Source organism: Sphingomonas sp., assembly GCF_035758555.1.
Taxonomy (GTDB): Bacteria; Pseudomonadota; Alphaproteobacteria; order Sphingomonadales; family Sphingomonadaceae; genus Sphingomonas_B.
The window spans coordinates 1-26,832 of the sequence record NZ_DASTXI010000007.1 but is presented as its reverse complement, the minus strand read 5'-3'; the positions used below and the strand labels follow the sequence as shown (position 1 = coordinate 26,832).

General features: G+C 67.2%; 26 protein-coding genes and 1 other RNA gene. 12 read left to right on the top strand and 15 right to left on the bottom strand.

All coding sequences use genetic code 11. The annotated features are described in order from the left end of the window. From VFT73_RS00515 to moaC, 5 genes are all read left to right on the top strand, one after another. The coding region (locus tag VFT73_RS00515) for an anthranilate synthase component I family protein (protein ID WP_326408141.1) at nt 1-1,028 on the top strand (1,028 nt) is incomplete at its 5' end. Further along, nucleotides 1,025-1,618 carry an aminodeoxychorismate/anthranilate synthase component II gene (locus VFT73_RS00510; RefSeq protein ID WP_326408140.1) on the top strand — a complete coding sequence of 198 codons (594 nt, stop codon included), beginning with the start codon at nt 1,025-1,027 and terminating at the stop codon, nt 1,616-1,618. The genes VFT73_RS00515 and VFT73_RS00510, both read left to right, overlap by 4 nt. Continuing rightward, entirely contained in the window at nt 1,615-2,613 is a 999-nt protein-coding gene (trpD, locus tag VFT73_RS00505; RefSeq protein WP_326408138.1) for an anthranilate phosphoribosyltransferase, read from the top strand. Before VFT73_RS00510 ends, trpD begins: the two co-directional genes overlap by 4 nt. Before the next feature lie 178 nt (nt 2,614-2,791). Further along, on the top strand, nt 2,792-3,571 hold the full coding sequence (trpC, locus tag VFT73_RS00500) for an indole-3-glycerol phosphate synthase TrpC (RefSeq protein WP_326408137.1): 780 nt from the start codon (nt 2,792-2,794) through the stop codon (nt 3,569-3,571). Then, complete coding sequence (gene moaC / locus VFT73_RS00495; protein WP_326408136.1) at nt 3,564-4,046, top strand: cyclic pyranopterin monophosphate synthase MoaC; 483 nt, start codon at nt 3,564-3,566, stop codon at nt 4,044-4,046. Before trpC ends, moaC begins: the two co-directional genes overlap by 8 nt. Before the next feature lie 75 nt (nt 4,047-4,121). Here moaC and VFT73_RS00490 read toward each other — a convergent pair whose 3' ends face one another. The 3 genes from VFT73_RS00490 to ffs form a co-directional block, all read right to left on the bottom strand. Then, nucleotides 4,122-4,445: a YbaB/EbfC family nucleoid-associated protein gene (locus tag VFT73_RS00490; protein ID WP_326408135.1), complete on the bottom strand. Its 324-nt coding sequence runs from the start codon at nt 4,443-4,445 to the stop codon at nt 4,122-4,124. Further along, on the bottom strand, nt 4,442-6,049 hold the full coding sequence (locus tag VFT73_RS00485) for a DNA polymerase III subunit gamma/tau (RefSeq protein ID WP_326408134.1): 1,608 nt from the start codon (nt 6,047-6,049) through the stop codon (nt 4,442-4,444). Before VFT73_RS00485 ends, VFT73_RS00490 begins: the two co-directional genes overlap by 4 nt. A gap of 225 nt (nt 6,050-6,274) precedes the next feature. Then, nucleotides 6,275-6,372, bottom strand: an RNA gene (ffs, locus tag VFT73_RS00480) — signal recognition particle sRNA small type. 52 nt (nt 6,373-6,424) lie between these two features. Between ffs and VFT73_RS00475 the strand changes: the two genes are divergently transcribed. Further along, entirely contained in the window at nt 6,425-7,612 is a 1,188-nt protein-coding gene (locus VFT73_RS00475) for an MFS transporter (protein ID WP_326408133.1), read from the top strand. On the opposite strand, the gene VFT73_RS00470 is transcribed toward VFT73_RS00475, so the two are convergent. From VFT73_RS00470 to thiS, 6 genes are all read right to left on the bottom strand, one after another. Then, nucleotides 7,585-9,684, bottom strand: coding sequence for a TonB-dependent receptor (locus VFT73_RS00470; RefSeq protein ID WP_326408132.1), 2,100 nt, complete (start codon nt 9,682-9,684; stop codon nt 7,585-7,587). The genes VFT73_RS00475 and VFT73_RS00470 overlap by 28 nt on opposite strands. Before the next feature lie 101 nt (nt 9,685-9,785). Beyond that, nucleotides 9,786-13,007 carry a VPS10 domain-containing protein gene (locus VFT73_RS00465; RefSeq protein ID WP_326408131.1) on the bottom strand — a complete coding sequence of 1,074 codons (3,222 nt, stop codon included), beginning with the start codon at nt 13,005-13,007 and terminating at the stop codon, nt 9,786-9,788. Nucleotides 13,008-13,012: 5 nt separating this feature from the next. Next, nucleotides 13,013-13,873 carry a hypothetical protein gene (locus VFT73_RS00460; RefSeq protein ID WP_326408130.1) on the bottom strand — a complete coding sequence of 287 codons (861 nt, stop codon included), beginning with the start codon at nt 13,871-13,873 and terminating at the stop codon, nt 13,013-13,015. 69 nt (nt 13,874-13,942) lie between these two features. Then, entirely contained in the window at nt 13,943-14,728 is a 786-nt protein-coding gene (locus tag VFT73_RS00455; protein WP_326408129.1) for an alpha/beta hydrolase, read from the bottom strand. A gap of 71 nt (nt 14,729-14,799) precedes the next feature. Further along, nucleotides 14,800-15,276 (bottom strand): hypothetical protein, encoded by a 477-nt coding sequence (locus tag VFT73_RS00450; RefSeq protein ID WP_326408128.1) that lies wholly within the window; start codon nt 15,274-15,276, stop codon nt 14,800-14,802. 37 nt (nt 15,277-15,313) lie between these two features. Further along, nucleotides 15,314-16,318 carry a sulfur carrier protein ThiS gene (thiS, locus tag VFT73_RS00445; RefSeq protein WP_326408127.1) on the bottom strand — a complete coding sequence of 335 codons (1,005 nt, stop codon included), beginning with the start codon at nt 16,316-16,318 and terminating at the stop codon, nt 15,314-15,316. A 137-nt stretch (nt 16,319-16,455) separates the two neighbouring features. On the opposite strand from thiS, the gene aroQ reads away from it, so the two are divergent. The 3 genes from aroQ to accC are packed head-to-tail and all read left to right on the top strand — an operon-like array spanning nt 16,456 to nt 18,727. Next, complete coding sequence (aroQ, locus tag VFT73_RS00440) at nt 16,456-16,887, top strand: type II 3-dehydroquinate dehydratase (protein ID WP_326408126.1); 432 nt, start codon at nt 16,456-16,458, stop codon at nt 16,885-16,887. Nucleotides 16,888-16,900: 13 nt separating this feature from the next. Next, a complete protein-coding gene (accB, locus tag VFT73_RS00435; protein WP_326408125.1) occupies nt 16,901-17,371 on the top strand; it encodes an acetyl-CoA carboxylase biotin carboxyl carrier protein in 471 nt (156 codons plus the stop codon). A gap of 6 nt (nt 17,372-17,377) precedes the next feature. Beyond that, nucleotides 17,378-18,727 (top strand): acetyl-CoA carboxylase biotin carboxylase subunit, encoded by a 1,350-nt coding sequence (gene accC, locus VFT73_RS00430; protein WP_326408124.1) that lies wholly within the window; start codon nt 17,378-17,380, stop codon nt 18,725-18,727. 16 nt (nt 18,728-18,743) lie between these two features. Here the strand turns inward: accC and VFT73_RS00425 are convergent, their stop codons facing one another. Next, nucleotides 18,744-19,421, bottom strand: coding sequence for a DUF2490 domain-containing protein (locus VFT73_RS00425; protein ID WP_326408123.1), 678 nt, complete (start codon nt 19,419-19,421; stop codon nt 18,744-18,746). A 207-nt stretch (nt 19,422-19,628) separates the two neighbouring features. On the opposite strand from VFT73_RS00425, the gene VFT73_RS00420 reads away from it, so the two are divergent. Then, nucleotides 19,629-20,156 (top strand): hypothetical protein, encoded by a 528-nt coding sequence (locus VFT73_RS00420; RefSeq protein ID WP_326408122.1) that lies wholly within the window; start codon nt 19,629-19,631, stop codon nt 20,154-20,156. A 59-nt stretch (nt 20,157-20,215) separates the two neighbouring features. Here VFT73_RS00420 and VFT73_RS00415 read toward each other — a convergent pair whose 3' ends face one another. Further along, on the bottom strand, nt 20,216-21,232 hold the full coding sequence (locus VFT73_RS00415) for an LLM class flavin-dependent oxidoreductase (protein WP_326408120.1): 1,017 nt from the start codon (nt 21,230-21,232) through the stop codon (nt 20,216-20,218). Further along, nucleotides 21,229-22,131, bottom strand: a complete 903-nt coding sequence (locus tag VFT73_RS00410; protein WP_326408119.1) for an alpha-L-glutamate ligase — start codon at nt 22,129-22,131, stop codon at nt 21,229-21,231. The genes VFT73_RS00415 and VFT73_RS00410 overlap by 4 nt, the downstream gene beginning before the upstream one ends. A 90-nt stretch (nt 22,132-22,221) precedes the next feature. Here VFT73_RS00410 and VFT73_RS00405 point away from each other — a divergent pair, with 90 nt between their 5' ends. Further along, the gene (locus VFT73_RS00405) at nt 22,222-22,506 is read left to right on the top strand and encodes a PilZ domain-containing protein (protein ID WP_326408118.1); all 285 of its coding nucleotides are present in this window, start codon (nt 22,222-22,224) and stop codon (nt 22,504-22,506) included. On the opposite strand, the gene VFT73_RS00400 is transcribed toward VFT73_RS00405, so the two are convergent. Then, entirely contained in the window at nt 22,503-22,826 is a 324-nt protein-coding gene (locus VFT73_RS00400) for a VOC family protein (RefSeq protein WP_326408117.1), read from the bottom strand. The genes VFT73_RS00405 and VFT73_RS00400 overlap by 4 nt on opposite strands. 54 nt (nt 22,827-22,880) lie before the next feature. On the opposite strand from VFT73_RS00400, the gene VFT73_RS00395 reads away from it, so the two are divergent. Beyond that, on the top strand, nt 22,881-23,867 hold the full coding sequence (locus VFT73_RS00395) for a proline iminopeptidase-family hydrolase (RefSeq protein WP_326408116.1): 987 nt from the start codon (nt 22,881-22,883) through the stop codon (nt 23,865-23,867). A 7-nt stretch (nt 23,868-23,874) separates the two neighbouring features. On the opposite strand, the gene VFT73_RS00390 is transcribed toward VFT73_RS00395, so the two are convergent. Then, nucleotides 23,875-24,765 (bottom strand): phosphodiesterase, encoded by an 891-nt coding sequence (locus VFT73_RS00390; RefSeq protein ID WP_326408115.1) that lies wholly within the window; start codon nt 24,763-24,765, stop codon nt 23,875-23,877. A 93-nt stretch (nt 24,766-24,858) separates the two neighbouring features. Next, nucleotides 24,859-26,832, bottom strand: a 1,974-nt coding sequence (locus tag VFT73_RS00385) for a hypothetical protein (RefSeq protein WP_326408114.1), incomplete at its 5' end; no start/stop codon positions are given.

Sequence of the window (26,832 nt, the reverse complement as noted above, 5' to 3'; positions counted from 1 at the left end):
CGCTCTGGCCGGGGGATGGCGATCCGGAGCGGCGGGTGGCCGATGCCTGGGAGCGGATCGACGCGGCTGCGGCCAAACTCCAGTATCCCCAGTTCGCTCGTCCCGAGCGCAGTCGAGGGGCGGTGCCGGGAAGCTCGGGCGATACGCCCCTCGACTTCGCTCGGGACGAGCGGGTGGTTCCGGAACCCGTTCTGGCTGGCGGCGAGTACAAGACAATGGTCGCTCGCGCGAAGGATTATATCCTTGCCGGCGACATCTTTCAGGTCGTGCTCGCCCAGCGCTTCACGGCGCCTTTCCCGCTGCCGCCGTTCGACCTGTACCGCGCGCTCCGGCGGATCAATCCCTCGCCGTTCCTCTACTTCCTCGACCTGCCCGGTTTCGCGCTGATCGGCTCCAGCCCGGAGATCCTCGTCCGCGCGCGCGACGGGGAAGTGACGATCCGCCCGATCGCCGGTACCCGGCCCCGCGGGAAGACTGCAGTCGAGGATGCCGAGAACCGCGACTCCCTGCTCGCCGATCCGAAGGAGCGCGCCGAGCACCTGATGCTGCTCGACCTTGGCCGCAACGATGTCGGCCGCGTCGCCGAAGCCGGCACCGTGCGCGTCACCGACAGCTATACGGTCGAGTTCTACAGCCATGTGATGCACATCGTATCGAACGTGGTCGGCCGCCTGCCCGAGAAGCGCGATGCGCTCGACGCGCTGTTCGCGGGCTTTCCCGCCGGTACGGTCTCAGGCGCCCCGAAAGTCCGCGCCTGCGAGATCATCGCCGAACTGGAGCCGGAAACCCGTGGCGCCTATGCCGGCGGCGTCGGCTATTTCTCGCCGGACGGATCGATGGACAGCTGCATCGTGCTCCGCACTGCCGTGGTGAAGGATGGCACGATGCACGTGCAGGCCGGCGCCGGCATCGTCGCCGACAGCGATCCAGCCTATGAACAGCGCGAATGCGAAGCCAAAGCCGGCGCCCTCTTCGCCGCCGCCCGCGAGGCGATCAGGAGGGCGTCGGAGCCAGGATTCGGACAATGAGCATCCTCGTCATCGACAATTACGACAGCTTTACCTGGAACCTGGTCCATTATCTGATGGAGCTGGGCGCCGAGGTGGAGGTCGTGCGCAACGATGCGATTTCGGCCGGGCAGGCGCTGTCGTCGGGGGCGGAGGCGTTTCTGATTTCCCCCGGGCCGTGCACGCCGAACGAGGCGGGCGTGTCGCTCGATCTGGTTGGGGCATGCGCGGAGGCCGGAAAGCCGCTGCTCGGTGTATGCCTCGGCCACCAGGCGATCGGCCAGCATTTCGGCGGGCAGGTGGTGCGCGGCGGGCTGATGCACGGCAAGACTTCGCCGGTCGAGCATGACGGGACCGGGCTGTTCGAGGGCCTCCCCTCCCCCTTCACGGCGACCCGCTATCATTCGCTGATCGTGCCGGAGGAAGGCCTGCCCCATACGCTGCGCATCAACGCGCGGTCGCCGGACGGCAGCGTGATGGGCTTCATGCACCGCACGCTCCCGATTCACGGCGTCCAGTTCCACCCGGAAAGCATCGCGACCGAGCACGGCCATGCGATGCTGGCGAACTTCATGCGGATTGCCGGGATGCGGGTGTTGGAGCGCGCGTGACCACGATCCGCCCGCTTCCCGACGCGAACGAACCGCTCGACATGACGACAGCCGAGGCGGCGTTCGGGGACATGCTCGACTGGCGCTGCGATCCGGACGACGTGCGACGCTTCCTGACCGACATGTCGATCCGCGACGAGACCAGCATCGAGATCGCCGCCTGCGCGCGGGCGATGCGGGCGCGGATGATCGAAGTGCACGCGCCCGCGCATGCGATCGACGTCTGCGGCACGGGGGCCGACGGGCAGGACAGCCTGAACATATCGACCGCGGTCGCGATCGTCGTCGCGGCATGCGGCGTGCCGGTCGCCAAGCACGGCAATCGGGCGGCCTCCAGCAAGGCCGGAGGCGCCGACACGCTGGAGGCGCTTGGGCTGGATCTCGACATTGCCTCCGCCAGCGCGGAGCGGAGCCTGGCCGATATCGGCATCGCGTTCCTGTTCGCCCAGAAACACCATCCGACGCTGTCGGCGCTGGCGGCCATCCGCAAGCGGATCGGGCGGCGCACGGTGTTCAACCTTGTCGGCCCCATCTGCAATCCTGCGCGGGTCACGCGCCAGCTGATCGGCATCGCCCGGCCCGACTTCATGCCCGTCTATGCCGAAGCGCTGGATCTGCTTGGCCTCGAAGCGGCGATGCTGGTGGCGGGAGACGAACCGCTGGACGAGCTGTCGATCGCGGGGCCCAGCACGATCGTGCGTGTCGGCAAATGCGGCAAGGGATCGCTGCGGATCGAGCCGGAGGATGTCGGCCTCGCCACCCACCCGCTCGACGAGTTGCGCGGCGGCGACGCAGCCTATAACGCCGCCGCGCTTCGCCGCATGCTGCAGGGCGAGCCGGGCGCCTATCGCGACGCCGTGCTGCTCAACGGCGCCGCCGCGCTGATGGTCGCCGGCCGGGTGAGCACGCTGGCCGAGGGCGTCGAGGAGGCCGGCGAAGTGCTCGACAACGGCCTTGCGAACACGCTGCTCGACTGCTGGATCGCGTATCGGTGAGTGGTGGAATCGAGAGACGAGCAGGGTCGCTCGTCCTGAGCGAAGGCCGAAGGCCGAAGTCGAAGGGCGCTGCACCGGACTCCCAGCCCGCGCCCTTCGACTACGCGCTGCGCGCTCCGCTCAGGACGAGCGATGCTATGCGCTCGACTTCGCTCAGCACGGGCGGCATTGGGGTCGCGTGAACAAGCTCCAGGAAATCTGCGCTCACAAGCGCGAGGAAGTGGCGGCGCGGAAGGCAGCGAGCAGCCTGTCCGAGCTGCAGCGCCGCGCGTCGGAGCAATCGCCGCCGCGCGGTTTTCGTCGCGCGCTCGATACCGCACCGGGCTACGGCCTGATCGCCGAGATCAAGAAGGCGAGTCCGTCCAAGGGCCTGATTCGCGCCGACTTCGACCCGCCGGCGCATGCGCGTGCGTACGAAGAGGGCGGCGCGGCCTGCCTGTCGGTGCTGACCGACGAGCGCTATTTCCAGGGCGCGGAGGCGTATCTGGTCGCGGCACGCGCGGCCTGTTCGCTGCCAGTGCTGCGCAAGGACTTCATGGTCGATCCATGGCAGGTCGCGGAGGCCCGCGCGATCGGGGCGGATGCGATCCTGATCATCGTCGCGGCCCTGTCGGACCAGCAGATGGCCGAGATCGAGGCGGCGGCGATCGAACAGGGCGTGGACGCCCTGATCGAGGTCCATGACGCGGCCGAACTCGACCGGGCGCTCCGCCTCCAATCGCGGCTGATCGGCGTCAACAATCGCGACCTGCGCGATTTCTCGGTCGATTTCGCCCGCACCTACGAGCTGGTCGGACGCGCGCCGCCGGGCTGCACCTTCGTCGCCGAAAGCGGCCTCACCATGCGCGCCGATCTGGACGCGATGGCCGAGCATGGCGTGCGCTGTTTCCTGATCGGCGAGGCGCTGATGCGGCAGGCTGACGTCGAGGCAGCGACGCGGCAGCTGCTCAGTGCCTGAGCTCACCCACCTCGACGAGGCAGGCGCCGCGCGCATGGTCGATGTGTCGGGCAAGACCGCCACCGCGCGAGAGGCCGTCGCCGCCGGGCGCATCCGGATGAGCGCGGAGGCGCTGGCGGCAATCCGGGCGGGATCGCTGGCCAAGGGCGATGCGCTGGCGGTCGCGCGGGTGGCGGGCATCATGGCCGCCAAGCGGACGAGCGAGCTGATCCCGCTCTGTCATCCGCTGCCGATCGCGCGGGTGTCGGTTGAGTTCACGTTCGAGGAGGGCGCGATCGCCGCCACGGCCACTGTCGCGACCGAGGGCAAGACCGGCGTCGAGATGGAAGCGCTTACCGCCGTCTCGGTCGCGCTCCTGACCCTCTATGATATGGGCAAGGCGATCGACAAAGCGATGGCGATCGAGGACGTGCGGCTAGTCAGCAAAACCGGCGGGAAGTCGGGCGACTGGTCACTCTCGTCATCCCGGACTTGATCCGGGATCCCGCTTCTTTGTTCCGAAAACAGCGAGACCCCGGCTCAAGGCCGGGGTGACGATCCTAAGGGATCGTCAGAACGGCAGCTTGAAGCCCGGCGGGAGCGGGAGGCCGCTGGTCATCTTGCCCATCTCCTGGCTGGACGCGGCATCCGCCTTGGCGCGGGCGTCGTTGAAGGCGGCGGCGACCAGGTCCTCCAGCATCTGCTTCTCGCCCGGCTGGAGCAGCGATTCGTCGATGTCGACGGCAATGATCCGGCCCTTCGCGGTCGCGCGGACCTTGACCATGCCGCCACCCGACGCGCCCTCCACCTCGATCTTGTCGAGATTGGCCTGCGCCTTGGCGAGCTCGTCCTGGACGTTCTTCGCCATGTTGAGGATGTCGTCGAGGTTCTTCATGGGGCACTCCGTTGCTCGACCGCGCTGTAGTCGATCAGCTCGGCACCCGGAAAGGCCTGGAACGCGGCCTTGACCAAAGGCGTGTCGAGAATCGCCTGCTTCGCCGCTTCCTCGACGGCGCGTTCCTGGTCCAGCAGCGACGGCTGCGCGGCGCCTTCCTCGGCGCTCACCGTCCAGATGGTGCCGGTCAGCGTGCGCAGGGCCGCAGCAAGGTCTCGCATGAAATCGCCCGGCAACGGCTTCAGCGGCTTCACCGCCAGCTCGGGCGGGGCGTAGCGCTGGAGGCCGACGAAATCGTGGAGCTGCTGGGCGAGCAAAGGCTTGCCGCCCTTGCCCAGCAGGTCGACGAGAGCCGGGAAGTTTTCCGGATATTGTGCGGTGGGCTCGGGTGCCGACGGCGGCGGGGGAGCCGACGCGCGGGGTGCCGCCGGCGCGACAGCCTCGCCATTGCCGATCCGCTTGAGCAGTTCGGCCGGATCCGGCAGCTCGGCCGCGTGGACGAGGCGGAGCAGCGCCATCTCGGCGGCTTCCAGCGGCATCGCCGCGCGCACCGCCTCGTCATGGCCTTTCAACAGCAACTGCCACAAGCGGTGGAGCTGCGCGAAGGACAGCCGCACCGCCCAGTCGCCCAGCAGCTCGCGTTCCTCGGCCGATTGCGACGGGTCGGCGCCGCCGCCCATCTTCGCCATGGTGACGGCGTGGACGGCCTCGAGCAGCCCGCGCAGCACGCCGACCGGATCGACGCCGAGATCGTACTGGTCGCGAAGCGCCTTCAGCGCCGCTTCGCCCTCGCCCGACAGCAGATGCCCGAACAGCCGCCGGATCGCGCCGCGATCGGACAGGCCCAGCATCTCGCGGACCTGCGCGGCTGAAACTTCGCCGCCTTCCATGTCCGCGTGCGCAATCGCCTGGTCGAGGATCGAGAGGCCGTCGCGAGCCGACCCTTCCGCCGCCCGCGCGATCAGTGCCAGCGCCTCGGGTTCGGCCTGCGCACCTTCCGCTTCGACCACGTGCGCGAAATGCGCGGCGAGCTTGTCCGCAGGAATGCGGCGCAGGTCGAAGCGCTGGCAGCGCGACAGCACCGTCACCGGAACCTTGTTGACCTCGGTGGTCGCGAACAGGAATTTGACGTGCGCAGGCGGTTCTTCGAGCGTCTTCAGAAGCGCGTTGAACGCGTTCTTCGACAGCATGTGCACTTCGTCGATGATGTAGACCTTGTAGCGCGCGGAGACGGCCGAATAGCGCACCGCCTCGATGATCTCGCGCACGTCGTCGACGCCGGTATGGCTGGCCGCGTCCATCTCGACGACGTCGATGTGGCGGCCTTCGGCGATCGCGACGCAGGGCTCGCAGACGCCGCACGGATCGATGGTCGGACCGCCCTGCCCGTCCGGGCCGACGCAGTTCAGCGCCTTGGCGATCAGCCGCGCGGTCGAGGTCTTTCCGACGCCGCGCACGCCGGTCATCAGGAACGCATGGGCGAGCCGGCCGCGCCGGATTGCATTGCCGAGCGTGGTGACCATCGCGTCCTGGCCGATCAGCTCGGAAAAACGCTGCGGACGGTATTTGCGCGCGAGGACGCGGTAAGCGGGGGATTCGGACATCGAAGCCAAACTAGGCGCTCGCCCTGAACTTGCCAAACTTCACTGTCTTTGCCCTTGTGACATAAAGAAATCGGATGCGCGGGTTTGTTCGCGTCATGTTCCGGTATGGCAGGTTTTGCGGGGGTAGGACAGGGAAGATGCTGGGGCCGCGGCGAAGCTACGCCGTAGGGCCGCCGGCCGCGCTTGTCCGTCTCAGCGGGAACGCAGTTCCCGCTGTGCGCACCGCGCGGTGGGAGCCGGAACGACCCGTAGCGAGTTCGTTGCGGCTGCTTCCTTCCGGACCTGACCGGGTTGGCGAATGCTGCGTCCGCCCGACTCCCGCCGCGCATATGGTGCAAGATGTGGCATAGAGCAAGAGAACGCCGGGGAGAGCGAGTGCACGACCGCCAAGCCTTGCCGCGCACCGTCTGGGCGCTCGGATTCGTCAGCCTGCTGATGGATATCTCGTCGGAAACGGTCCACGCGCTGCTGCCGCTGTTCCTGACGATGACGCTGGGCACGAGCGTCGCCTTTGTCGGCCTGATCGATGGCATCGCCGAATCGACGGCGTCGATCGCGAAGGTCTTTTCGGGCTATCTCTCGGACCGGCTACGCCGGCGAACGCCGCTGATCCTTGTCGGCTATAGCCTCGCCGCAGTCTCCAAGCCGCTGTTCGCGCTCGCCGGCTCGGCGCAATTGGTGCTGGGAGCCCGCTTCGCCGACCGGATCGGCAAGGGCCTGCGCGGCGCGCCCCGCGATGCGCTGATCGCCGATGTGACGCCGGCAGCGATCCGCGGCCGCGCCTTCGGACTGCGCCAGTCGCTCGACACGGTCGGCGCCTTTGTCGGGCCGTTGCTCGCGATCGCGCTGATGCTGCTGCTGTCGAACGATGTCCGGGCAGTATTCTGGCTGGCGAGCATCCCGGCGGCGGGCGCAGTCCTGGTCGTGCTGATCTGGGTCCGCGACCCGCCGGCACCGGCCACCACGGAAGCGCGGCCGCCGCTCAGGGCCGCGGATCTGGCCCGGCTGGGCCGCCCCTTCTGGACGCTGACCAGCATCGGCGTCGTCTTTACCCTTGCGCGGTTCAGCGAGGCATTCCTGATCCTCAGGGCGCACGAGCTGGCGCTGCCGGTCGCGATGGCGCCGGCAGTGCTGGTCGCAATGAACATCGTCTATGCGTTGGGCGCCTATCCGGCGGGCGTGGCCGCGGACCGGGTCCGCCCGTCGCATCTGCTGCTGGCCGGCATAGGCTGCCTGATCGGCGCCGACCTGCTGCTCGCGTTCGCCGACGAACTGGCAAGCGTCTTCGCCGGCATCCTGCTCTGGGGCCTGCACATGGCGCTGACCCAGGGCATCTTCGCCAAGCTGGTGGCCGATCGTGCGCCGGACGATTTACGCGGCTCGGCATTCGGGGCGTTCAACCTCGCGACCGGGCTCGCGCTGCTGGTCGCGAGCCTCGGCGCGGGGCTGATCTGGGACCGGTACGGCTCCAGCGCGACGTTCCTCGGCGGTGCCGGGTTCGCCGCGCTGTCGGCCGTGCTGCTACTCAGCCGGCGTCAGAAGCCGAACGTCACGCCGCCATAGACGGTGCGGCGGCGGCCCGGCTCCAGTCCGGTCTGGAAGACGCGCGCATAATATTTCTCGTTGAAGAGATTCTGCACGCCTGCCTGCAGCCGCACATGCGGCAGGATCGTCCACTCGCCGGCCAGGTCGAACACTTCGTAGGCGGGAATCTTGGCCGGGATCAGCGTTGCCCCCGCGCCCACCGGCAGGTTCGAGTCCTGGAAGAATTGCGAGCTGACCGACAGGCCGGTCAGGCTGACGCTGTACTTGCCCGTCTCGCGCCAGGTGATGCCGCCCTTGACGATCGACTTGGGCGCGAATGCCGGCCGCTTGCCGATCTGCGCCGGATTGTCGCTGTCGACGAATTTCGCATCCAGCAGCGCGACGTTCAGGAACGCGGTCAGGTGCTGGGCATTGTTGCGGGCCGCGAAGAAATCGTACGAGACCTCGCCCTCGAACCCGCGATGGCGGGTGTCGCCGGTATTGACGTTGATCACGTCGGTCCCGTTCAGACGCCGGCTTTCGATCCGGTTGCTGAAATTGATCTGGAAAACGCTGACGTCGTAGAACAGCCCCGGCAGCGGCGTGCCGTGCACGCCCGCTTCGTAGGACGTCGATTCCGGCGCGTCGGCCTCATTGCCCGGCTGCAGGTTCGAGAAGGGCGAGGCCACGTCAAAATAGCGCAGCGGACGATAGCCCTGCGTGATGCTCAGATAAGTCTCGTTATCCTTGCCGAAGTCGTTGCCGATGCCGACGCCCAGCAATGGAATCGTGCGCGACACATCGACATTCGAGAGCGGTCGCGTCAGGTTTCCAGGCTTCACCGTCTCGCGAACGCGCAGCTTCTCCACGTCCAGCCGGCCCGAGAGCACGACATGGAAGCGGTGCGGCAGGCGGAACACGTTCTCGGCAAAGACGGCGCCCAGCCAGGAATCGCGGTCCTGGTTCAGCCGCGGCGTGCCGCTGTGCTCGCCGCGATCTGCGGTCAGGTTGGTGCTGGTGAATTGCAGAAAGGGTGCGCTGCTGTGCGTGCCGGTCACGCCGAAGGTGAAGGCATTGCCCCGACCCCAGCGCTTGCGCGCGCGCAGGTCCACGCCCTGATTGCGGAAGCGTTCGTCCTGCAATGTGGTCGTCGTCGCGCCCGAATCGCGCGCGCTGCGGGTATAGAGCTGGAGGTCCGAGGCCCAGGCCTTGCCCTCGAAATGCCAGCCGTCGCCCAGCTCCAGCTCATTGCCCAGGATCACCGCGCCGCGGCGAACCCAATCGCGATTGAACGGAGTCGGCGCGAAATTCTGGTCGGCGAGGAACTGCGGATAGCTGATCCGGCCCGGATTCCCCGCCTCGGCACTGTGCCCTTGCAGGCGCACATACCAGAGCGCGCGATCGGTCGGGCGATAGCCGAAATAGAGATCGCCCTGCAGCAGATGCGAGGCCGAATTCTGCCGCTGGCCGTCGCTTTTCGTATAGCCGAGCGAACCCCGATATTCGACGTCGCCGGACACCCCTTCGAGCACGTTGAAGGTCGAATAAAGCCCGTCGCTGCCGACCAGATGCTGGGTCGATCCGGTCAGCGCCGGGCCGCGCGGGTCCGGCCGCTTGGAAACGAAATTGACCGCTGGCGTCGGCTCCGGGCCGTAGAGCAGACTCGATCCGCCGCGGATCAGCTGCACCTCGGAAAGGCTCTGCGGCAGCGGCACGTAGTAGAGCGTGGGGAAGCCGATCCAGTCCGACTGGATCGGAATGCCGTCCTGCAGCACCAGCACATATTCGGCTTCCTGCGGATTGCCGATGCCACGATAGCTGAGGTTGAACTGGGTCGGCGTCTGCTGCTCCGACACCAGCAGGCCCGGCGAGCGCGCGAACAGCTCGCGCCCCTGCGTCTCGATGACCGGCGGCTGCTGGTCGAGCTTGGTGACGCTCGTCTTCTTGGTGACGGTGATCTTGGTCCCGTCGACTTCGGGAAGGATGTGGTCGAGCTTGGCCGGCTTGTCCTCGTCGACATCGACGCGAAAGCCTTCGACGATGATGGGCGAATGGCGCGCCTCCGGTGCCTCTGCCGGGGCGGCGGCGAGGCCGATCAATACTGGAATCAACTATCTTCTCCCGCAATTCTGCCCGCTTCGCACATCGTGGAGAAGCGCCACTCCCGCGCCCCCGCGTCTCCACTCGTCCGAAGCGAACGACCCTTAGTTGCTCATTCCCTTTCACTGCCCCCGGTGAGCGCCGAGAGCTGTCCCGTAAACCGCGTGCCGACCAACCCGCGGGCGAGCGCTTCGATGTCGCCGCCCCGCGCCCCATCGTCTTCGGGTTCGATGGCAGCAAGATCGACTTCGGGCAACCCCGCTGTGGCCGCCGCCGCGTTGACCGCCTTCATGCCCTGCGCCGAAAGAGCGGCCCAGGCGGCCTCCACCTCGCCCAGCTCTTTCTCCAGCGCGTCGACCCGCGCGAGCGCATAGGGCGTCGGCCGCTGCTCGGTCGACGTGACCGCGCCATAGGCATAGTCCATATTCTCGCGCAGCCGCTCCTCGCCGGTGATCGCGCCGCCTTCCTTCGTCGCGACCACCTGCGTGCGCAGCACCTCGACCTTGTCGCCGAATGCCTTGGCCTGCGCCTTGGCCTCGGGCGAGGCGTTCGGATCGGCCGCGACCTTCGCTGCCTGCGCGCGCGCCGCGTTCATCTGCGCGACCAGCTTGCTCATCCGCGCGAACAGGGTCTTCACATGCTCGGCCGCGTCGTACTGCGCCTTGCGGTCGTCCAGCGTGAAGGTCGCGCGCCGGTCCAGCCCGATCGTCATCGGCGCGGTCGAGACCTCGCCCGCCTTGGTCAGGCGGATGGTGTACTGGCCGGGCAGCACGCGCTCGCCCTGGGTCGAGCTGAACGCGATCTGCGCCGCCGGCGGCACCAGCGGCGGCTTGGTCCGCATCGCCCAGACGACGCGGTTCAGGCCGCGGCGCTTCGAGGCGGGCAGCTCGTCGACCACATTGCCGCTTGCGTCCAGCACCTCGAGCTTCATCCGCCCGATCACGTGCCGCGCCTTTTGATAGTAAGTGATGACCGCGCCGTTCGGCGGATTCTCGCCGGCATAGGTGGCGTCGCCCTCGGCCCAGCCGCCATTGCCCTGGATGCGCTGCTGGACGGGCGGACCGGGGACCAGCACCGCCGTGGCAGCGAGCTTGTCGGGCGTCAGCGCCCGCAACGGGCTCAGATCGTCGATCACCCAGATGCCGCGGCCGTGCGTGGCCAGCACCAGATCGTCGTCGCGTTCCTGGATCGCGATGTCGCGGACCGCCACGTCGGGGAAATTGTTCGGTTTGAACTGCGCCCAGTTCGCGCCGCCGTCCAGCGACATGAACAGGCCGAATTCGGTGCCGACGAACAGGATGTCCGGATTCACCCGGTCTTCCTTCACGACATGGGCATAGCCGCTCACGCCTTGGGTTCTCGGCCCGATCAGCGGCTTCCAGGTCTTCCCGTAATCGCCGGTGCGCAGCATGTAGGGCGCGAAATCGCCGACCGTGTGCCGGTCGACCGTCACATAGGCGACGGCTGGATCGTAGCGGCTCGCTTCCACCCAGCTGATCCAGCTGTCGCTGGGCAGCTTCAGGTTCTTCGTGACATTGGTCCAGCTCTTGCCGCCGTCGCGGGTCAGCTGGACGTTGCCGTCGTCGGTGCCGACCCAGATCTGGCCCGGCGCTTTCGGGCTTTCCGAGATCGAATAGATCGTCGTGTGCATCTCCGCCGCCGAATTGTCGACGGTGATGCCCCCGGATTCCTCCTGCTTCTGCTTCAGGGGATTATTGGTCGTCAGGTCCGGCGAGATGCGGTCCCAGCTCTGGCCGTGATCGCGGCTGCGGAACAGGAATTGCGAGGCGATATAGATCGTGCCCTTTTCATTGGGCGACAGGTGGATCGGCGTGTTCCAGTTGAACCGCAGCTTTTCCTTATAGCCGCCCTTGGGCTGGATATCGCGCGCTTCCAAGGTCTTACGGTTGATCCGGCTGATGTTGCCGCCCTGATATTCGGCATAGACATAGTCCGGGTCGGCCGGATCCGGGAACGCCCAGAAGCCGTCGCCGCCGAGCAGGTTTTCCCAGCGGCTGTTGGTGATGCCGCCCGGATATTCCTGGTCGCCCACCCAGGCCGAATTGTCCTGCAAGCCGCCATAGACCTGATACGGATCCTTGTTGTCGACGCTGACGTGGTAGAATTGGCTGATCGGCAGGTTGAGGCCGTGGCGCCATTTGGTGCCGCCGTCCTCCGTCATCCACAGGCCGCCGTCGTCGCCGCCGATCATGTGCTTCGTGTTGGTCGGATCGATCCACAGCGCGTGCCAGTCGGCATGGCTGGACTGGGCGGAATCGGTGAAGCTCTTGCCGCCGTCTTCCGAGCCGATCATGTGATAGCCCATCTTGAACAGGCGATCCTGGTTCTTCGGATCGACCACGAGCCGTCCGAAATAGAACGGCCGCCAGACCATGCCCTGGCTGCGATCGCGTTCCTGGAAAGTCTTGCCGCCGTCTTCCGACACATAGAGGGCGGACCGGACATTCTCGACGAACGCGTAGACGCGTTTCGCATCGGACGGCGCCCAGGCGATCTCGACCCGGCCCCATGGCTGGGCCGGCAGGCCGCTGCGCGTCTGGGCGTTGAGGTCGGTCCAGGTGCGGCCGCCATCCATCGATTCCATCATCCGGCTGCCGGACGGCGCGTTGGGGCCGTGGCCGCCAGAGCGGAAATCCCAGCCGGTGCGGCGGAAATCCCAGGTGCCGGCGAGCAGATGGTCGGGATTGTTCGGGTCCATCGCGACCGACGAGCAGCCGGTCGACAGGTTCGCGGGCTTGACGATCTGCGTCCAGGTCCGGCCGCCGTCGGTGGTCTTGTAGAGCCCACGGTCCGGACTGTCGGACCAGAGCGGGCCCGGCGCGCAGACATAGACGGTGTTGCCGTCCTTCGGGTGGACCAGGATGCGGACGATCCGTTCCGTCTTCGGCAGTCCCATCAGCTGCCAGGTGTCGCCGCCATCTGTCGACTTGTAGACGCCGCCGCCAATGGAGACCGAGTTGCGCGTCCAGCTTTCGCCGGTGCCGACCCAGACCGTCTGCGGATTGGTCGGATCGAGCGCGATCTCGCCGATCGACAGATTGGCCTGCTTGTCGAAGACCGGACGGAAAGTCGTGCCGCCGTCTTCCGACTTCCAGACGCCGCCCGAGGCGGCGCCGACATAGAGCGTGGTCTTGCCGTCCTTTTCGGCACGAGCGGCGAGCGACGCGATCCGGCCGGACATCTGCGCCGAGCCGATGTTGCGGATGCCGAGGCCGGAAATCGCGGCCGAGTCGGCGAATGCGGCCGGCGCGGTGGCGGCCAGAGCGGGCCCGGCGAGCAGCAGGGCGGTCGTGGTGAGCAGGATGCTGCGCATGGGGATCACTCCGCCTTCGGCTTCGAGGGATGCGGGACGTCGGAATCGGCCGGCTTCTCGTTCTTGTCGCGCGGCTGGAGATTCTTGTCGGTCGGCCCGGGCAGAGCGGGTTTCGGCGCGTCGGCCGGCTGGGCGAACAGCGCCGGCGGCGCATCCACATTCGCCTCCGCCGAAGCGATGACGACGCGCTGGCGCTGGTTCTGCTGGCCCTGCTGCCAGCTATCGACCGACATCGGGAAATAGACCCCGCCGACCTTTACGTAATCGCCGAGCTCATACTCGGTGACCTGCTGCGCGCCGCGGAGCCGCCGCGTCTCGGTCATCTTGATCTCGAGGAAGGTATCGGGATCGAGCAGGTAGACGAATTCGTCGCCGTCTGGCTGCGAGACCTTCAGCTTGTAGCCGAGCGTGCCGTCGAAATCCTCGCGACCCAGATAGGCGACCTTCGCGCCCTCTTTCTTCGCCGAGAGCAGCACGCCGTCGATCAGCGCCGAGTCGGCCATCGAGCGGGCCTCGTCCTCGGTCATCTTCTCGGCATCGCGGCGGCCCTGGAAGGGATTGATCCGCCAGCCATTGGCGCCGTCATAGGCCTGGACCAGCGTCAGGCCCTGGATGGAAGCATTGACGCGCGTCGCGTCCCCTTTCGCCTCGTGCGCGCGGGTCTCGTCATAGGCGAGCTGGAAATCGCCGGGGAAAATCAGCTTGCCGGTGAACTTGACCGACTTCAGCGCCGCGAGCGCGTCCGCGCCGCCGCGCGCCGCCAGGTTCTTCGCGACCAGTTCGTCCGCGCTCGGCTGCCCCTGCGCGATCGCTGCGCCGGACAGGCCAAGCGCCGCGGCCAACGCCGCGCACGCAAATAGCCTCATGCTGATCCCTCCCTGTATACCTTTTCCGTTCTGCGACGGCTTCCGGCGCCCGTCAACGGCGCGAATGAATCAGGGCGCGACGCGGCGGAGGAAGGCCCGGACGGCCTTCCAATTCTCGTCGGCGCCGGCGGGATCGCGCGCAGCGATCAGGGTGGAGGAGCCGTGGACGCCGCCCTGCTGCGGCACGAACAAAGTCGTGCCCTTGACGCGCACCGCCTCCGCAACCGCGCGGGCGGCGGCGATCTCCTTCGGGTCCCTGGCCGAGGTGACGAAGACCGGCACCTGCACCTTGGCCGCAGCGGCCTTCACCATCGTGTCGCTGCCCAGATACTCGCCGGGAGAAAAGGCGAGCACGCCGATGACGCCCGGCGGATGCTCGGCCGCGACCAGGAACACCAGGGCGGCGGAATAGCTGCTGCCCCAGAGCAGCACCGGCAGCTTCCTGCCCTGCGCCCAGGCCAGCGCCGCCTCCAGATCGGCCTTGGCCTCCAGATAGCCCGCCTCGCGGCCGAGCGCCTTGGCGGTGCGGTTCTCGCCGAACAGGCCGCCGCCCGCGCGCTGGTCGATCGCGAGCGCGCTATACCCTTCCGCGACCAGCTTCGGCGCAATCGTCGCATATTCGCCGCTACTTGAGCCGGCCTGGTGGAACAGCAGGATCAGCGCTTTCGGCTGCTCGGCGCGATACCAGATGCCGTACACCTTCACGCCGTCCGCCGCGGTCAGCGTGACCGGCTCTGTCGCTGCTTGCACCGCGGGAGCGGCAGCCTGCTTGTTATCGGGAGCCGCGTGGCATGCCCCAGCCGTCAGGGTCACGGCAGCAAGAATGGGCAAAACCGCAGCTTCGACGGCGGGCATAAGCGATCTCCTCGGAAACCGATCCTGCTCGACTCAACACCCTCGCAACAAGATCCCTCGCTGAATCCTACTCACTCCGGCACATCTTCCGGATTGCTTACAATCCCGCGCAGGTCATCTGCGCTCAAAATCTCCAAATCTTGCCCAGACACGATGTCGAAATCTTCGAGTGCACGATAGAGAAGTTCTATTCGCAACTCAATCTCAAGATGATCGACAGATCGCTCCATAGCTGTAATGAGATCCCCAAGACGCAAACTCATGCCAAAAATTGTTGACATAATGTATTGGACCTCGGGCGGGCTCTTTTCGATTATGGCATCTAGGTTTCTCTGAGCCGATTTAAGCCCTCCCAACCGACGGCCCGATGGAATGGCCGGATTAGACTCCTGATTGAGCGCCTCAACGATAAAATTCCGAACAACGAAGACAGCTGTCATGAGCGCGGCATTGCGATCTTCGCGCTCCTCCGCGCCCCGCCTCTCCTTCCGGCGTTCGGTCAACCAGTTCGCGAGAATCACCAATAGGCCGCCAATTACGGTCGCCAACAGCGTTGCGGCTGGGTCTGCGATTCTCTCTAGCAAATCAGATCAGCCCCGCGAGCGGGCTGGACGGGTCGGCGTAGCGGCGTTTGCCCATGCGGCCGGCGCGATAGGCGAGGCGGCCGCTTTCGACGGCGAGCTTCATCGCGCGGGCCATCGCGATCGGGTCCTTCGCCTCGGCGATCGCGGTGTTCATCAGCACGCCGTCGCAGCCGAGCTCCATCGCAAGCGCCGCGTCCGACGCCGTGCCGACGCCCGCATCGACCAGCACCGGCACCTTCGCGCCTTCGACGATCAGGCGGATCGTGACCTGGTTCTGGATGCCGAGGCCGGAGCCGATCGGCGCGCCCAGCGGCATGATCGCGACGGCGCCCGCATCCTCCAGCCGCTTCGCCGCGATCGGATCGTCGACGCAATAGACCATCGGCAGGAAGCCTTCCTTGGCCAGGATCTCGGTCGCGCGCAGCGTCTCGACCATGTCCGGGTACAGCGTCTTCGCCTCGCCCAGCACTTCCAGCTTCACCAGGTCCCAGCCGCCCGCCTCCCGCGCCAGGCGGAGCGTGCGGATCGCGGATTCTGCGTCGAAACAGCCGGCCGTGTTCGGCAGATAAGTGAAGCGCTTCGGATCGATGAAGTCGGTCAGCATCGGCTGGTTCGGATCGGCCATATTGACCCGCCGCACCGCGACCGTGACGATCTCCGCGCCCGACGCTTCGGCGGCCGCGGCGTTCTCGGCAAAGTCCTTGTATTTGCCGGTACCGATGATCAGCCGCGAGCGGAAAGTACGCCCCGCGACGGTCCAGCTGTCCTCGTCGATCCGCGCCGCATGATCGCCGCCGCCGACGAAATGCACGATCTCCAGCTCGTCGCCGTCCTCGACCAGCACCTCGCCCAGCGTCGATCGGGGTATCACCTTCAGGTTGCGTTCGACCGCGACCTTTTCCGGCACCAGCCCCAGCTCGCTCGCCAGCTCGGCAATGCTCAGCCCGGCCGCGACTCGCTTGTGCTCGCCATTGACGCTGATCGTGATCGTTCCGTCGGTGTGCATAACGTCCGTTCGTTTCGAGTCCCTCGACGCAGCTCGGGATAAACTACGTCGAGAAGCGCTGTACCGGACGTGTCTCGACTTCGCTCGACACGAACGGCTAGAGGCGGTGCAGATATGGGTTATGCCCAGGGGGATCAATGCCGACCATCTTCGTCCTGAACGGCCCCAACCTCAACCTGCTGGGGCTGCGCGAGCCCGAGGTCTACGGGCACGACACGCTCGACGACATCGCCGGCCGGGTCGAGGATCGGGCGCGGGAGCTGGGCTTCGACGTCGAATTCCGGCAGTCGAACCATGAGGGCCATTTGATCGACTGGCTGCACGAGGCCAACGCGGACGCCGCGAAGGCGGTGATCCTCAATCCCGGCGGCTATACCCACACCTCCGTCGCGCTGCACGACGCGGTGAAGGCGGTCTCGGTGCCCGTGATCGAGGTGCATCTGTCGAACCCGCATGCGCGCGAGCCGTTCCGGCACCGCAGCTATATCGGCAAAGCCGCGAAGGGAACCATCGCGGGGTTCGGTGCGATGGGCTATCTGCTTGCGCTGGACGCCGCCGCCCGGCTTTGAGTAAGGGCCGCCCATGACCGATACAAACAAGGGGACGATGCAGGTCGACACCGATCTGGTGCGCCAGCTCGCCGAGCTTCTCGACGCCACTTACCTCAGCGAGATCGAGGTCCAGGACGGGGAACGACGGATCAGGGTCGCACGGCAGGTGCAGGCGGTGGCTGCCGCCGTCGCTGCGCCCGTTACTGCACCCGCTGCGCCGCCGCCGGCCGCCGCTGGCCAGGCAGCGCCCGCACCGCAGGCCGAGTCGGCGAACGCCATCCGCTCGCCGATGGTCGGCACCGCCTATCTGGCGCCGGAGCCCAGTGCGCCCAACTTCGTTTCGGTCGGCGGCAAGGTGAATGCCGGCGACACGCTGCTGATCATCGAGGCGATGAAGGTGATGAACCCGATCACTGCCCCGCATGGCGGCACGGTCAAGGCGATCATGGTTGCGAACGGCGCACCCGTCGAGTTCGACCAGCCGCTGATCGTCGTCGAGTAAGCCGCGGTGGCCATTTCCAAAATCCTGATCGCCAATCGCGGCGAGATCGCGCTGCGCATCCACCGTGCGGCGCACGAAATGGGCATCAAGACGGTCGCGGTGCATTCGACCGCCGACAATGACGCGATGCATGTCCGCCTGGCCGACGAAGCGGTGTGCATCGGCCCGCCGCCGGCCGGCGAATCCTATCTGAAAATCCCCGCGATCATCTCCGCGGCCGAGATCAGCGGCGCCGACGCGATCCATCCGGGCTATGGCTTTCTGTCCGAGAATGCCCGCTTCGCCGAGATCGTCGAGAGCCATAACCTGATCTGGATCGGCCCGAAGCCCGAGCATATCCGGACGATGGGCGACAAGGTCGAGGCGAAGCGCACCGCCGGCGCCTTGGGCCTGCCGCTGGTGCCGGGTTCCGCGGGCGGCGTCAGCGAGTTTGCCGAGGCACGCAAGATCGCGGCCGAGATCGGCTATCCGGTGATCGTGAAGGCCGCATCGGGCGGCGGCGGGCGCGGCATGAAGGTCGTGCCCTCCGAAGACAAGCTCGAAAGCCTGATGGGCCAGGCGCGCAGCGAGGCCAAGGCCGCGTTCGGCGACGACACCGTCTATATCGAGAAATATCTCGGCAATCCGCGCCATATCGAGTTCCAGGTGTTCGGCGACGGCAACGGCAACGCGATCCATCTGGGCGAGCGCGACTGTTCGCTGCAGCGCCGCCACCAGAAAGTGCTGGAGGAGGCCCCCTCCCCCGTCATCACGCCCGAGGAACGGGCGCGGATGGGCGGCATCGTCGCGAAGGCGATGGCGGACATGGGCTATCGCGGCGCGGGCACGATCGAATTCCTGTGGGAAGACGGGCAGTTCTATTTCATCGAGATGAACACCCGGCTGCAGGTCGAGCATCCGGTGACGGAGGCGATCACCGGCCTGGACCTGGTGCGCGAGCAGATCCGGATCGCAGACGGCCACCCGCTGACGCTGCGCCAACAGGACGTGACGTTCCGCGGCCATTCGATCGAATGCCGGATCAATGCCGAGGACCCGCAGACCTTCGCACCCTCGCCGGGGCTGGTCAGCTCATACCACGCACCGGGCGGGCTGCACGTCCGCGTCGATAGCGGGCTCTACTCCGGCTACCGCATTCCGCCTTATTACGACTCGATGATCGCCAAGCTGATCGTCTGGGGCCACACCCGCGAAGGCGCGATCCGCCGCCTCCGCCGCGCACTCGAGGAGTTCGTGATCGAAGGCGTGAAGACGACGATCCCGCTCCACCAGGCCCTGCTCGAGGACCCGGAATTCCAGGCCGGCGACTACAGCATCAAATGGCTGGAGGAGTGGCTGGCGAAGCAGGGCGGCTGAAGCCCGGCAGCGCCCGTCAGAAAGAGAGACCCAGCGTCACCGTGGCGGCGTGGTCGTCATTGTCCGGCGCGTGCGGCACGAAGCTGTGCTGGTTCAGGTACCCGACTTCCAGGTTGACGTGCCGGGCGACCGGGGTGGTGATGGCGATGGCGTTGCGCATCCGCTCCGCCCCCTCGACGCCCTGAAAGCCGGTGCTGTTCAGGTTGACGAAGCTTTCGTGGCTCAGCACCAGCGCCGTCTTGTGGCCGGCGCGGAACGGCAGGGTGTATTTGATGTAGGGGCGGAAGCGCCAGGCCGTGCCGTCGATACCCTCCCGCCAGCGCTGTTCGAGCCGCAGCCGCCCGCTGAGCGTGCCGCCGCCGATTCGGGCGAGATTATCGAACGTCACCTGCTCGCGCGCACGGTGCTCCATCACCGTAAAGTCGCCGCCGGCATAATTGGGGTCGTGGGTGTAGCCCGCCCAGAGCGTCACCTTGTCGGTGATGCCATAGCCGAGCAGCGTGTTGCTTTCGATCTCGTACAGCCCGCCGCGATCGTCGCTGAGGCGCACGGTCACGTCCTGCGACAGCTTGAACCGGCCGCCGAGCTTCACCGTGCCGCCGACGCCGGTCCATAGCTGGGCATCGTCGCGGGCCTGGGCGGCGGTCGGAACAAGCAGACCGGCCGCGGCCAGGATCGGAAGGAACAATCGCATTTGTTACAAACTCCAGCCACCGGAGAGGCGGCGCGAGAGCCCATTATGACGGACCGATTGCAGAAATAAGACAGCGGCAGCGGATTGCTGCAGAACAGCGGCACCGCCGCCTGGTTCCTGGGCAAAAAGCTTTTCAAAAACAAGGGAGTGTTCAGCGGGCGTTCAAAAGCGGGGGCGGACGATGGCAGACCGTTCCGGAGAGTCGCAATGGCCATGTCCCGCATCCGCACCTTCATCGTCGCCGCTGCCGCGAGCCTCGCGCTCGGCGGCTGTGCATCCTATGGCGGGTATGGCGGCTATGGCGGGGCTTCGCTCGGCTACGGCTATGGCAGCCCCTATTATGGCGCCGGCTATGCCTCAGGCTGGTACGACGACTTCTATTACCCCGGCAGGGGCATCTACGTTTACGACCGGGTCGGCAAGCGCCACCGCTGGAACGACAACCAGCGCCGGCATTGGGAGGGTCGCCGCTATACGCTGCGGGACCGAGAGGATCGGCGCGACTTCCGCGATTTCCGCCGCGAGGGTCGCCAGGACCGGCGCGCGTTCCGCACCGAACGGCGCGGCGATCGGCAGGCGGTTCGCAACGGCACCGTGACGCGCGAGCAGTTCCGCGAGGATCGCAAGGCCGACCGCCGCGCCTATCGGCAGGACAGGCGCGCCGATCGCCGCGCCTTCCGGCAGGACCTGCGCGATGGCCGGGCAGGACGCCAGGGCCACCGCAAGCCGCGCTAGGGAAACTCATCGAAGTCAGCGGGACCCCGGCTCAAGGCCGGGGCGACGAGAGCCCTTGACTAGGCCGTGCCGATCACCTGGGCGGCGAAGCGCTCCATTTCCTCCGCCTGGGGGCTCATCTGGAGCAGGAGCAGGTCGAGGCCGGCGGCTTCGTATTCGGCGATCCGCTCCTTCAGCTGCTCGGGCGTGCCGACCAGATTGGGGCGTAGACCGCGGTTCGAGACGGCATATTCCTGGATCTTCAGCTCGCGCTCCAGCTGGGTGCCCGACAGCCATTGGTCGAAATTCGCATAGCCGGCCGGCAGCTCGCGGACGGTCGTGATCCGCTCCAGCTCGCGCTTCGCCTCGGCCTCGCTGTCGCGGACGATCGCATAGGCGGCCATGCCGAACGCCATCGGCTTGCCGCCCGCCTTTTCCCGCCGTGCCTGCATGTCGGCGATCTTCGGCGCGATCGCCGCAGGCGGGTCGCCGTGCATCACATAAGCATCGCAATATGTCGCGATCATCGTCTTCGCCGCCTCGCTCTCGCCGCCGGCGTAGACGGTCGGTTTGCGAACGGGTTTGGGCGCGCAGATCGCATTGTCCGTGCGGTAGAATTGGCCCTGGAAGCTGAACCTGTCGTCGCTCCAGAGCCCGTCGACCACCTGCAGCCACTCGGTCGTGCGCGCATAACGGTCGTCGTGCTGGTCGAACTGCAGCCCATATTGTCGTGCCTCGTCCGCCCACCAGGAGGAGACGACGTTCAGCGCGAGGCGCCCGCCCGCAATGCGGTCGATATTGGCCGCCGCCTTGGCGAACAGCGCCGGCTGGTGGAAGTTGGGCCGGACCGCGACCATCAGCTCCAACTTCTCGGTCACCGCGGCCAGCGCCGCGGCCGTCGACCAGGCATCGAGCGCGGGCTGCTCGACGCCCTTGATGTCGTTCAGATTGAGCTCGGCGATCAGCGTCAGGTCGTAACCGATCGCCTCCGCGCGCTGCGTCAGGCGCTTCACATAGTCCCAGCTCGCTTCCATCCCCTCGTCGGGGACGTTGCGCAGCCAGCCGCCGAACACCGGCATCCAGAAGCCGTACCTCATGCGCGCGCGATCCTTTGCTGGAGATAGTCGACCAGTTTCTCATGCGGGTCCCAGCCGAGGACGGTCAACGGGTCGGCGACGAAGTTGGAGAGCGCGTTGATGTCGTAGAAGCGGGGCGTGCCGTCGCGGTCGTCGATCATCACCTCGATCCCGCCGACATCCAGCTCCATCGCGTCGGCGATCCGTTCGGCGGCAGCGATCAGCGCGGGTGCCGGGTCGGCGCGCGTGAGGCGGATGTTGCTGTCGGCGACGCAGGCATCGGCAGGGCAGAGATCGAACGCGCCGCCGCCTTCGACGTCGATCGCGTAGAGGAATTTGCGGTCGAGCGTTTCCAGCCGCGTGATCCTGCCGCCGCGCGCCGGCACATATTCCTGGACCAGCAGCACCGAGTCGATGCTCGCCGGGAACCCGTTCTCGGCCGCGACGACCTTCAGTTCCGACAGATTGTCGTAGCGCACGATCCCCGCGCCCGACCCGCCGATATTCGCCTTCACGACGATCGGGAAACGCAGCCCTTCGGCCGCCGCGACCACGTCGGCGGCGCGGTGGACGACGCGGGTCGCGGGGGTGTCGAGGCCGAGCGAGGCGATCAGCGACAGCTGCCGCGCCTTGGACGAGTCGATTGCGAAGGCGCGGCCGCCGTTGATCACTGTCGCGCCCTGCCGCTCCCACTCGTCGAACAGGGCAGCGGCGTAGAACAGCGGGTGCTCGGCCGAGCGCAGGAAGCTCGATTGCGCCAGCCGGTTCAGGACCAGCGGCGCCGGCGGCACGCTCGCACCCGGCACGAAGCGGTGATCGTCGGCCCGGATCGCGACATAGTCGATGCCGCGGGCATCGAGCGCCGCGAACAGGGGCCGGAACCAGAGCGGATGTTCGTATACGATCGCGAGGTCGGCCATGGCCCGGCGCTATGGCGATGCGGGCTCCGCCACGCAAGCGGCAAGGATTTGGAAAGAGCTTTGCTGCACAACCCCTTGGCAATGAAGCGGTTGAGCTCTCTCGAAACCATGGGGCTATGGTCCCGCGCCTATCGCTGGGCCGACCTGCGCCGGTTCCAGCGCAATGAGGCGGAAGGCGTCTTCGCCGGCCTCAAGATCCGCGGCCGCAACCATATCGTGCGCCTGCACAATTGGTCGGCGGGCGGCGCCTGCATCGACCTGCCCGGCTCGGCCAAGATCGGCGAGCGCGTGCACCTGGTCTGCGGCAAGCTCCGCCGCCACGGCCGCGTCGCCTGGCTCGCCGAAGGCCGGGCGGGGATCGAGTTCGAGGGCTAGCCGCTCAGCGACACTTCCGCCCCTTCGCAGTCGATCATCCGCGCGAGCAAGGTGCCGTGCTGCTCCTTCGGGGGCGCCGTGAACGTCACTTCTCCCGCTTCATAAAAAGCCCGCAGATCGTCGAGATTGAAGCCGAGCTGGCATGAGCCCGCGGGGTTGGCGTCGCTGGCCGGGTGCAGCGCCAGCGTGGTGCCGCCGGTGTCGAGCTCGCTCCAGAACGGCGTCTTCATCCGGACCGGAAAGCCGAAGGTCTCGCTGTAGAACGCGACCGCACGGTCCATGTCGGCCACGAATTTGATGACGTAAGCCAGCCGTGCCATCCCTGCCTCCCTCTTCACCTGGCGCCATAATCGCACCACAGGGAGCGGAATGCGATGCATCTCGACCGCCGGACCTTCCTTGCCGCGAGCGCGGCAGCCTTGACGATGCCGGCCGAAGCCGCCGTCGCGCCGCTGGCGAAAGGCGTGCGCATCGCGCCCGACCGCGAGGAAATGGTGCCGGTCGAGGGCGGGCGCATCTATGTGCGCGTCAACGGCGACCTGGCGGGAGCGCGGCCGCCGATCGTCTTCGCGCATGGCGGGCCGGGGAGCTCGCACTGGTATTGGCTGAACGCGACCGCGCTGGCGGACGAACGCGCCGTGATTCTCTACGACCAGCTCGACAGCGGCCGGTCCGACCATCCGGGCGATCCGAAGAACTGGACGGTGCCGCGCTTCGTCGGCGAGCTGCCGGCGATCGCGGCGGCGCTGGGGGTCAAGCGCTGGCACATGCTGGGGGCGAGCTGGGGCGGCACGCTGGCGCTGGAATATGCGGCGCAGCGGCCGCGCGAGTTGGCCAGCGTGATCATCCAGTCGCCGCTCGTTTCCACCGACATCTGGCTGCGCGACGCGAAAAGGCTGAAGGACGCCATGCCGCCGGACGTGCGGCGCCTGCTCTACCTCTGCGACACGCCGGGTGCCGCGCCGGAGAAGGATTGCGAGGCGGCGACCGACGCCTTCTACGCGCACCACGTCCGCCGCTTCGACCCGCCGCCCGCTGTGCAGGCATACAAGGACGCGCTGCCGCGCAGCTTCAGCCCCGATGTCTACAATCACATGTGGGGCCGCGCCGAGTTCACCGCGTCGGGCACGCTGAAGGATTATGACGGCCGCGCCTTGCTGAAGCGGCTGGACCCGGAGCGGACATTGTTCGTGGCGGGCGAATATGACGAGGCGATCCCTTCGACCGTCGCCGGTTTCGCCGCCGAGGCAGGCGCGCCATTCCGCGAGGTGCCGGGCGCGGCGCACACCGCGATGAACGACAATCCGGAAGCGTATCTCGCCATGCTGCGGCCGTGGCTGGCGGCGCACGACCGAATGTAGGCCCTACTCAGCACACCCGGCGGATCGGGGCGTCTTCCTCTGCTGCCTCGTGTCCCGGCCTTTCGCCGATCAGCGTCTTCACCAGCGGCTGCATCTTGTCGTCGAATTTGGCGAGCATCACATGCTCGTCGGCCGTGTCGAAATGGGTGACGAGGGCGCGGCCGTCCCATTTGTGGAGCGCGAAGGCGGGCGGGTCGGCGATGATCATCGGGCGGTTATCGGGCCGGTCGGGGTCGATCGGAGCGAGGTCGAGCGCGACCTGAGGAGCAGTTGCGGGGCAGATCGCGATCGTCGTGCCGCGCCAGGCGACGCTGATCGGGCGGTGGAGATGGCCGCAGATGATGGCCTTCACCTGGGCATGGCCGGCGATCGTCTCGGCAAAGCGCGCGACCCACGGCTCGTCGGGGTCGGTCGCCATCCATTCGATGCCGACATCGACCGGCGGGTGGTGCATGACGATGATGGTATCGCGGTCCTGCTGCTCGGCGAGACGAGCGCGGAGCCAGCGCGCGCGGGTTTCGCAAAAGGCGCCGCCGTGGCGCCCCTCCTCCAGCGTGTCGATCACCAGGAAGCGCAGTTTCCCGGCGTCCACTTCATATTGAACGAATCCGTCGACGGTCGGGATTTCGGGGAAATTCTGCGTAAAGGTTTCGCGCAGGTCGTGGTTGCCGAGGCAGGGCCAGACGGGGAAAGGACAGATGCTGAGCGCGTTCTGCAAGCGCCGGTAGCTCTCTGCGTCGCCGCGATCGACGAGATCGCCGGTCGCAAGCAAAAGATCCGGCATCGGGTTCATGCCGGTCAGCAAACGCAACACCTGATCCAGCCGCTTCCGGTTGAACTCGGCCGGATTGTCCGGATCGAACCCCAAATGAATGTCCGTGATCTGCGCGATCAGCATGTCACCCGCCTACCATGCCCAACCACTCCCCCTTTTCGGCCGGAACGCGCCCCTTACGCGGACTCCGACCAACGAGTGGTTAAGCGTGTCCCCTCAACGCCAGCGGACCTGCAGCATCGCCACCTGGTTCTCCGGCGCCGTCTTCCTGCCCTTACGCTTGAGCACCCAGGGCGCTCCCTCGTCGGCGTGATAATCATGGCACATGGCGCAGGACGAAGCTGTGCCGGAGCGCACAAGCTGCGCTTTGTGCGCGCCGTTCTGTCCGGTGTGACAGGCCTGGCAGGTGGCGAGGGTCGGCAGAAGCAAATCGCTGGAAGCGTTCGATTTTTCTGCCGCATGGCAGTCGCGGCAGCCCCAGCGGCGCGCCCCGTCGGGCCCGCGCACGTCCAGGTTGATATGGGCGCGGTGATCGAACCAGCCGTTGCGCAGATAACGAGTCGGCTGTGCGACCGGCGCGATTCGCACGCCGTCGGGGCCGCCCATGCTGACCGTGTGGCACTCGCCGCAGACCCCGCCCGGCGCAAAGGTCGCGCGGATCAGCGCGTCGCCCTTGCCCGGCAGCAACGCTGCCGCGCGCGCGAGGTCGGCGGAGCGGCGCTCGGAATTGACCTCGCCCGGCCGCGCGCGGGTGTAGCGCGCGATCGGCAGGCCGGTCGGGCGGAAGCTGCCGCCCGAGCCGTAAAAGGCACGGATATCGGCAATCACCTGCTCGGGCTCGCCGTGCGGCAGCTGGCGGACAGTGCCGCCGACCGTCTGCAGGCCCAGGCTGTGGCACGCCTGGCACGACGTCTCCATCCGGACCGGCAGGTAGCGCGTGCCGCTGGGGTCGGTCTTGTGGCAGTCCTGACAATCCATGCCGGGGCCCTGGCCGGGCGAGACGTTACGCCACATCTCGGCGACGCCGTTCGACGTGGACAGATGCTGGGCATGGGTGAATTTCAGCCCGTTCGGCATCTGGATCGGGCCGGTCATCACGGCCCGCTGCATGTGCCAGCCGAGCAGCGGGTTGCCGCCGGCCCGCGCGTCGCGCTTCGCGAACGGCACCTTTTTCGCGCTGTCGAAGCCAGCCAGGATCATCGGCTTGAACGGAGGGTGCTGCAGGCCGAAATCGGTCGCGCTGCCGATCGCGCTCTTGAAGCCGGCGGACTGGAGCCGGCCCTGCAGCCCGTTGTGGCAATCCGCACAGAACGCCTGCTGCGTCGCCGGCATCGGGCCAGCTCCCTCATGCTCGGTATGGCAATCGACGCAGCGTCCCTCGGGCTTGTTGAAGGTGCGCTTGAAGAACGCCTTGATGCGGCCGCCCAGATCGTCGGGCCCGCCGCGCGCAACCGCGAGCAGCTTTTCCGGAGCGTGATCGTAAGCAGCCGGGCCGGGCCGGCCGGGGCCGTTCATCGCGACGCGCTGCAGCCCCGTCGCATCCCGCCCGTGCGCATCGGTGTGGCACGCCTCGCACGCATCGTCGCGGACCGCCACGAAAGCGTCGACGTGACAGGCCTGGCAGTCATTCTCCAGGTTTGCGTGCGCCTTGCTGAGCGGCCCCGATTCCCACGTCTTGTCGCCGTGGAATCCGGCGGGCCTGATCTTCTCCCCGTGTGCGCTCGCATAAGTCCAGATCGGCCAGGCAAGGAAAGCAGCCAGCACCAGCGCGATGAATGTGTAGGCGCTGATCCGCTTGCCCGGCATCAGGCCGCGCAGCGTGAAGACGGTCTGCTGGTCCTTCTCCTCGGCCGAGTCCGACAGTGCCTCGACCCGCTCAACGGTGACCGTCACAGTCCCATCGTCGCTGCCGAGCGTCAGCCGGTGGCTGCCGAAGCGAAGCTCTGCGCCGGCCGAGGCGGGATCGATTTCCGCGTGGGAGACGGTGCGGCCGTCGAGTCCGAAGCCCAGTCCTGAAATCGAGTCGACGACGAGCCGACCGAGCACCGGCTGGCGGATCACGGCATGGCGCGGCTCGACCGCCAGGTCGGCCAGATGAACGTCGTTTTCGCTGAGGCGGCCGACGCTGATCTCGTCGCCCGGCACCAGCTTCTCGCGCGGGATCTCACGGCCCTCGGACGTTCGCGCGAT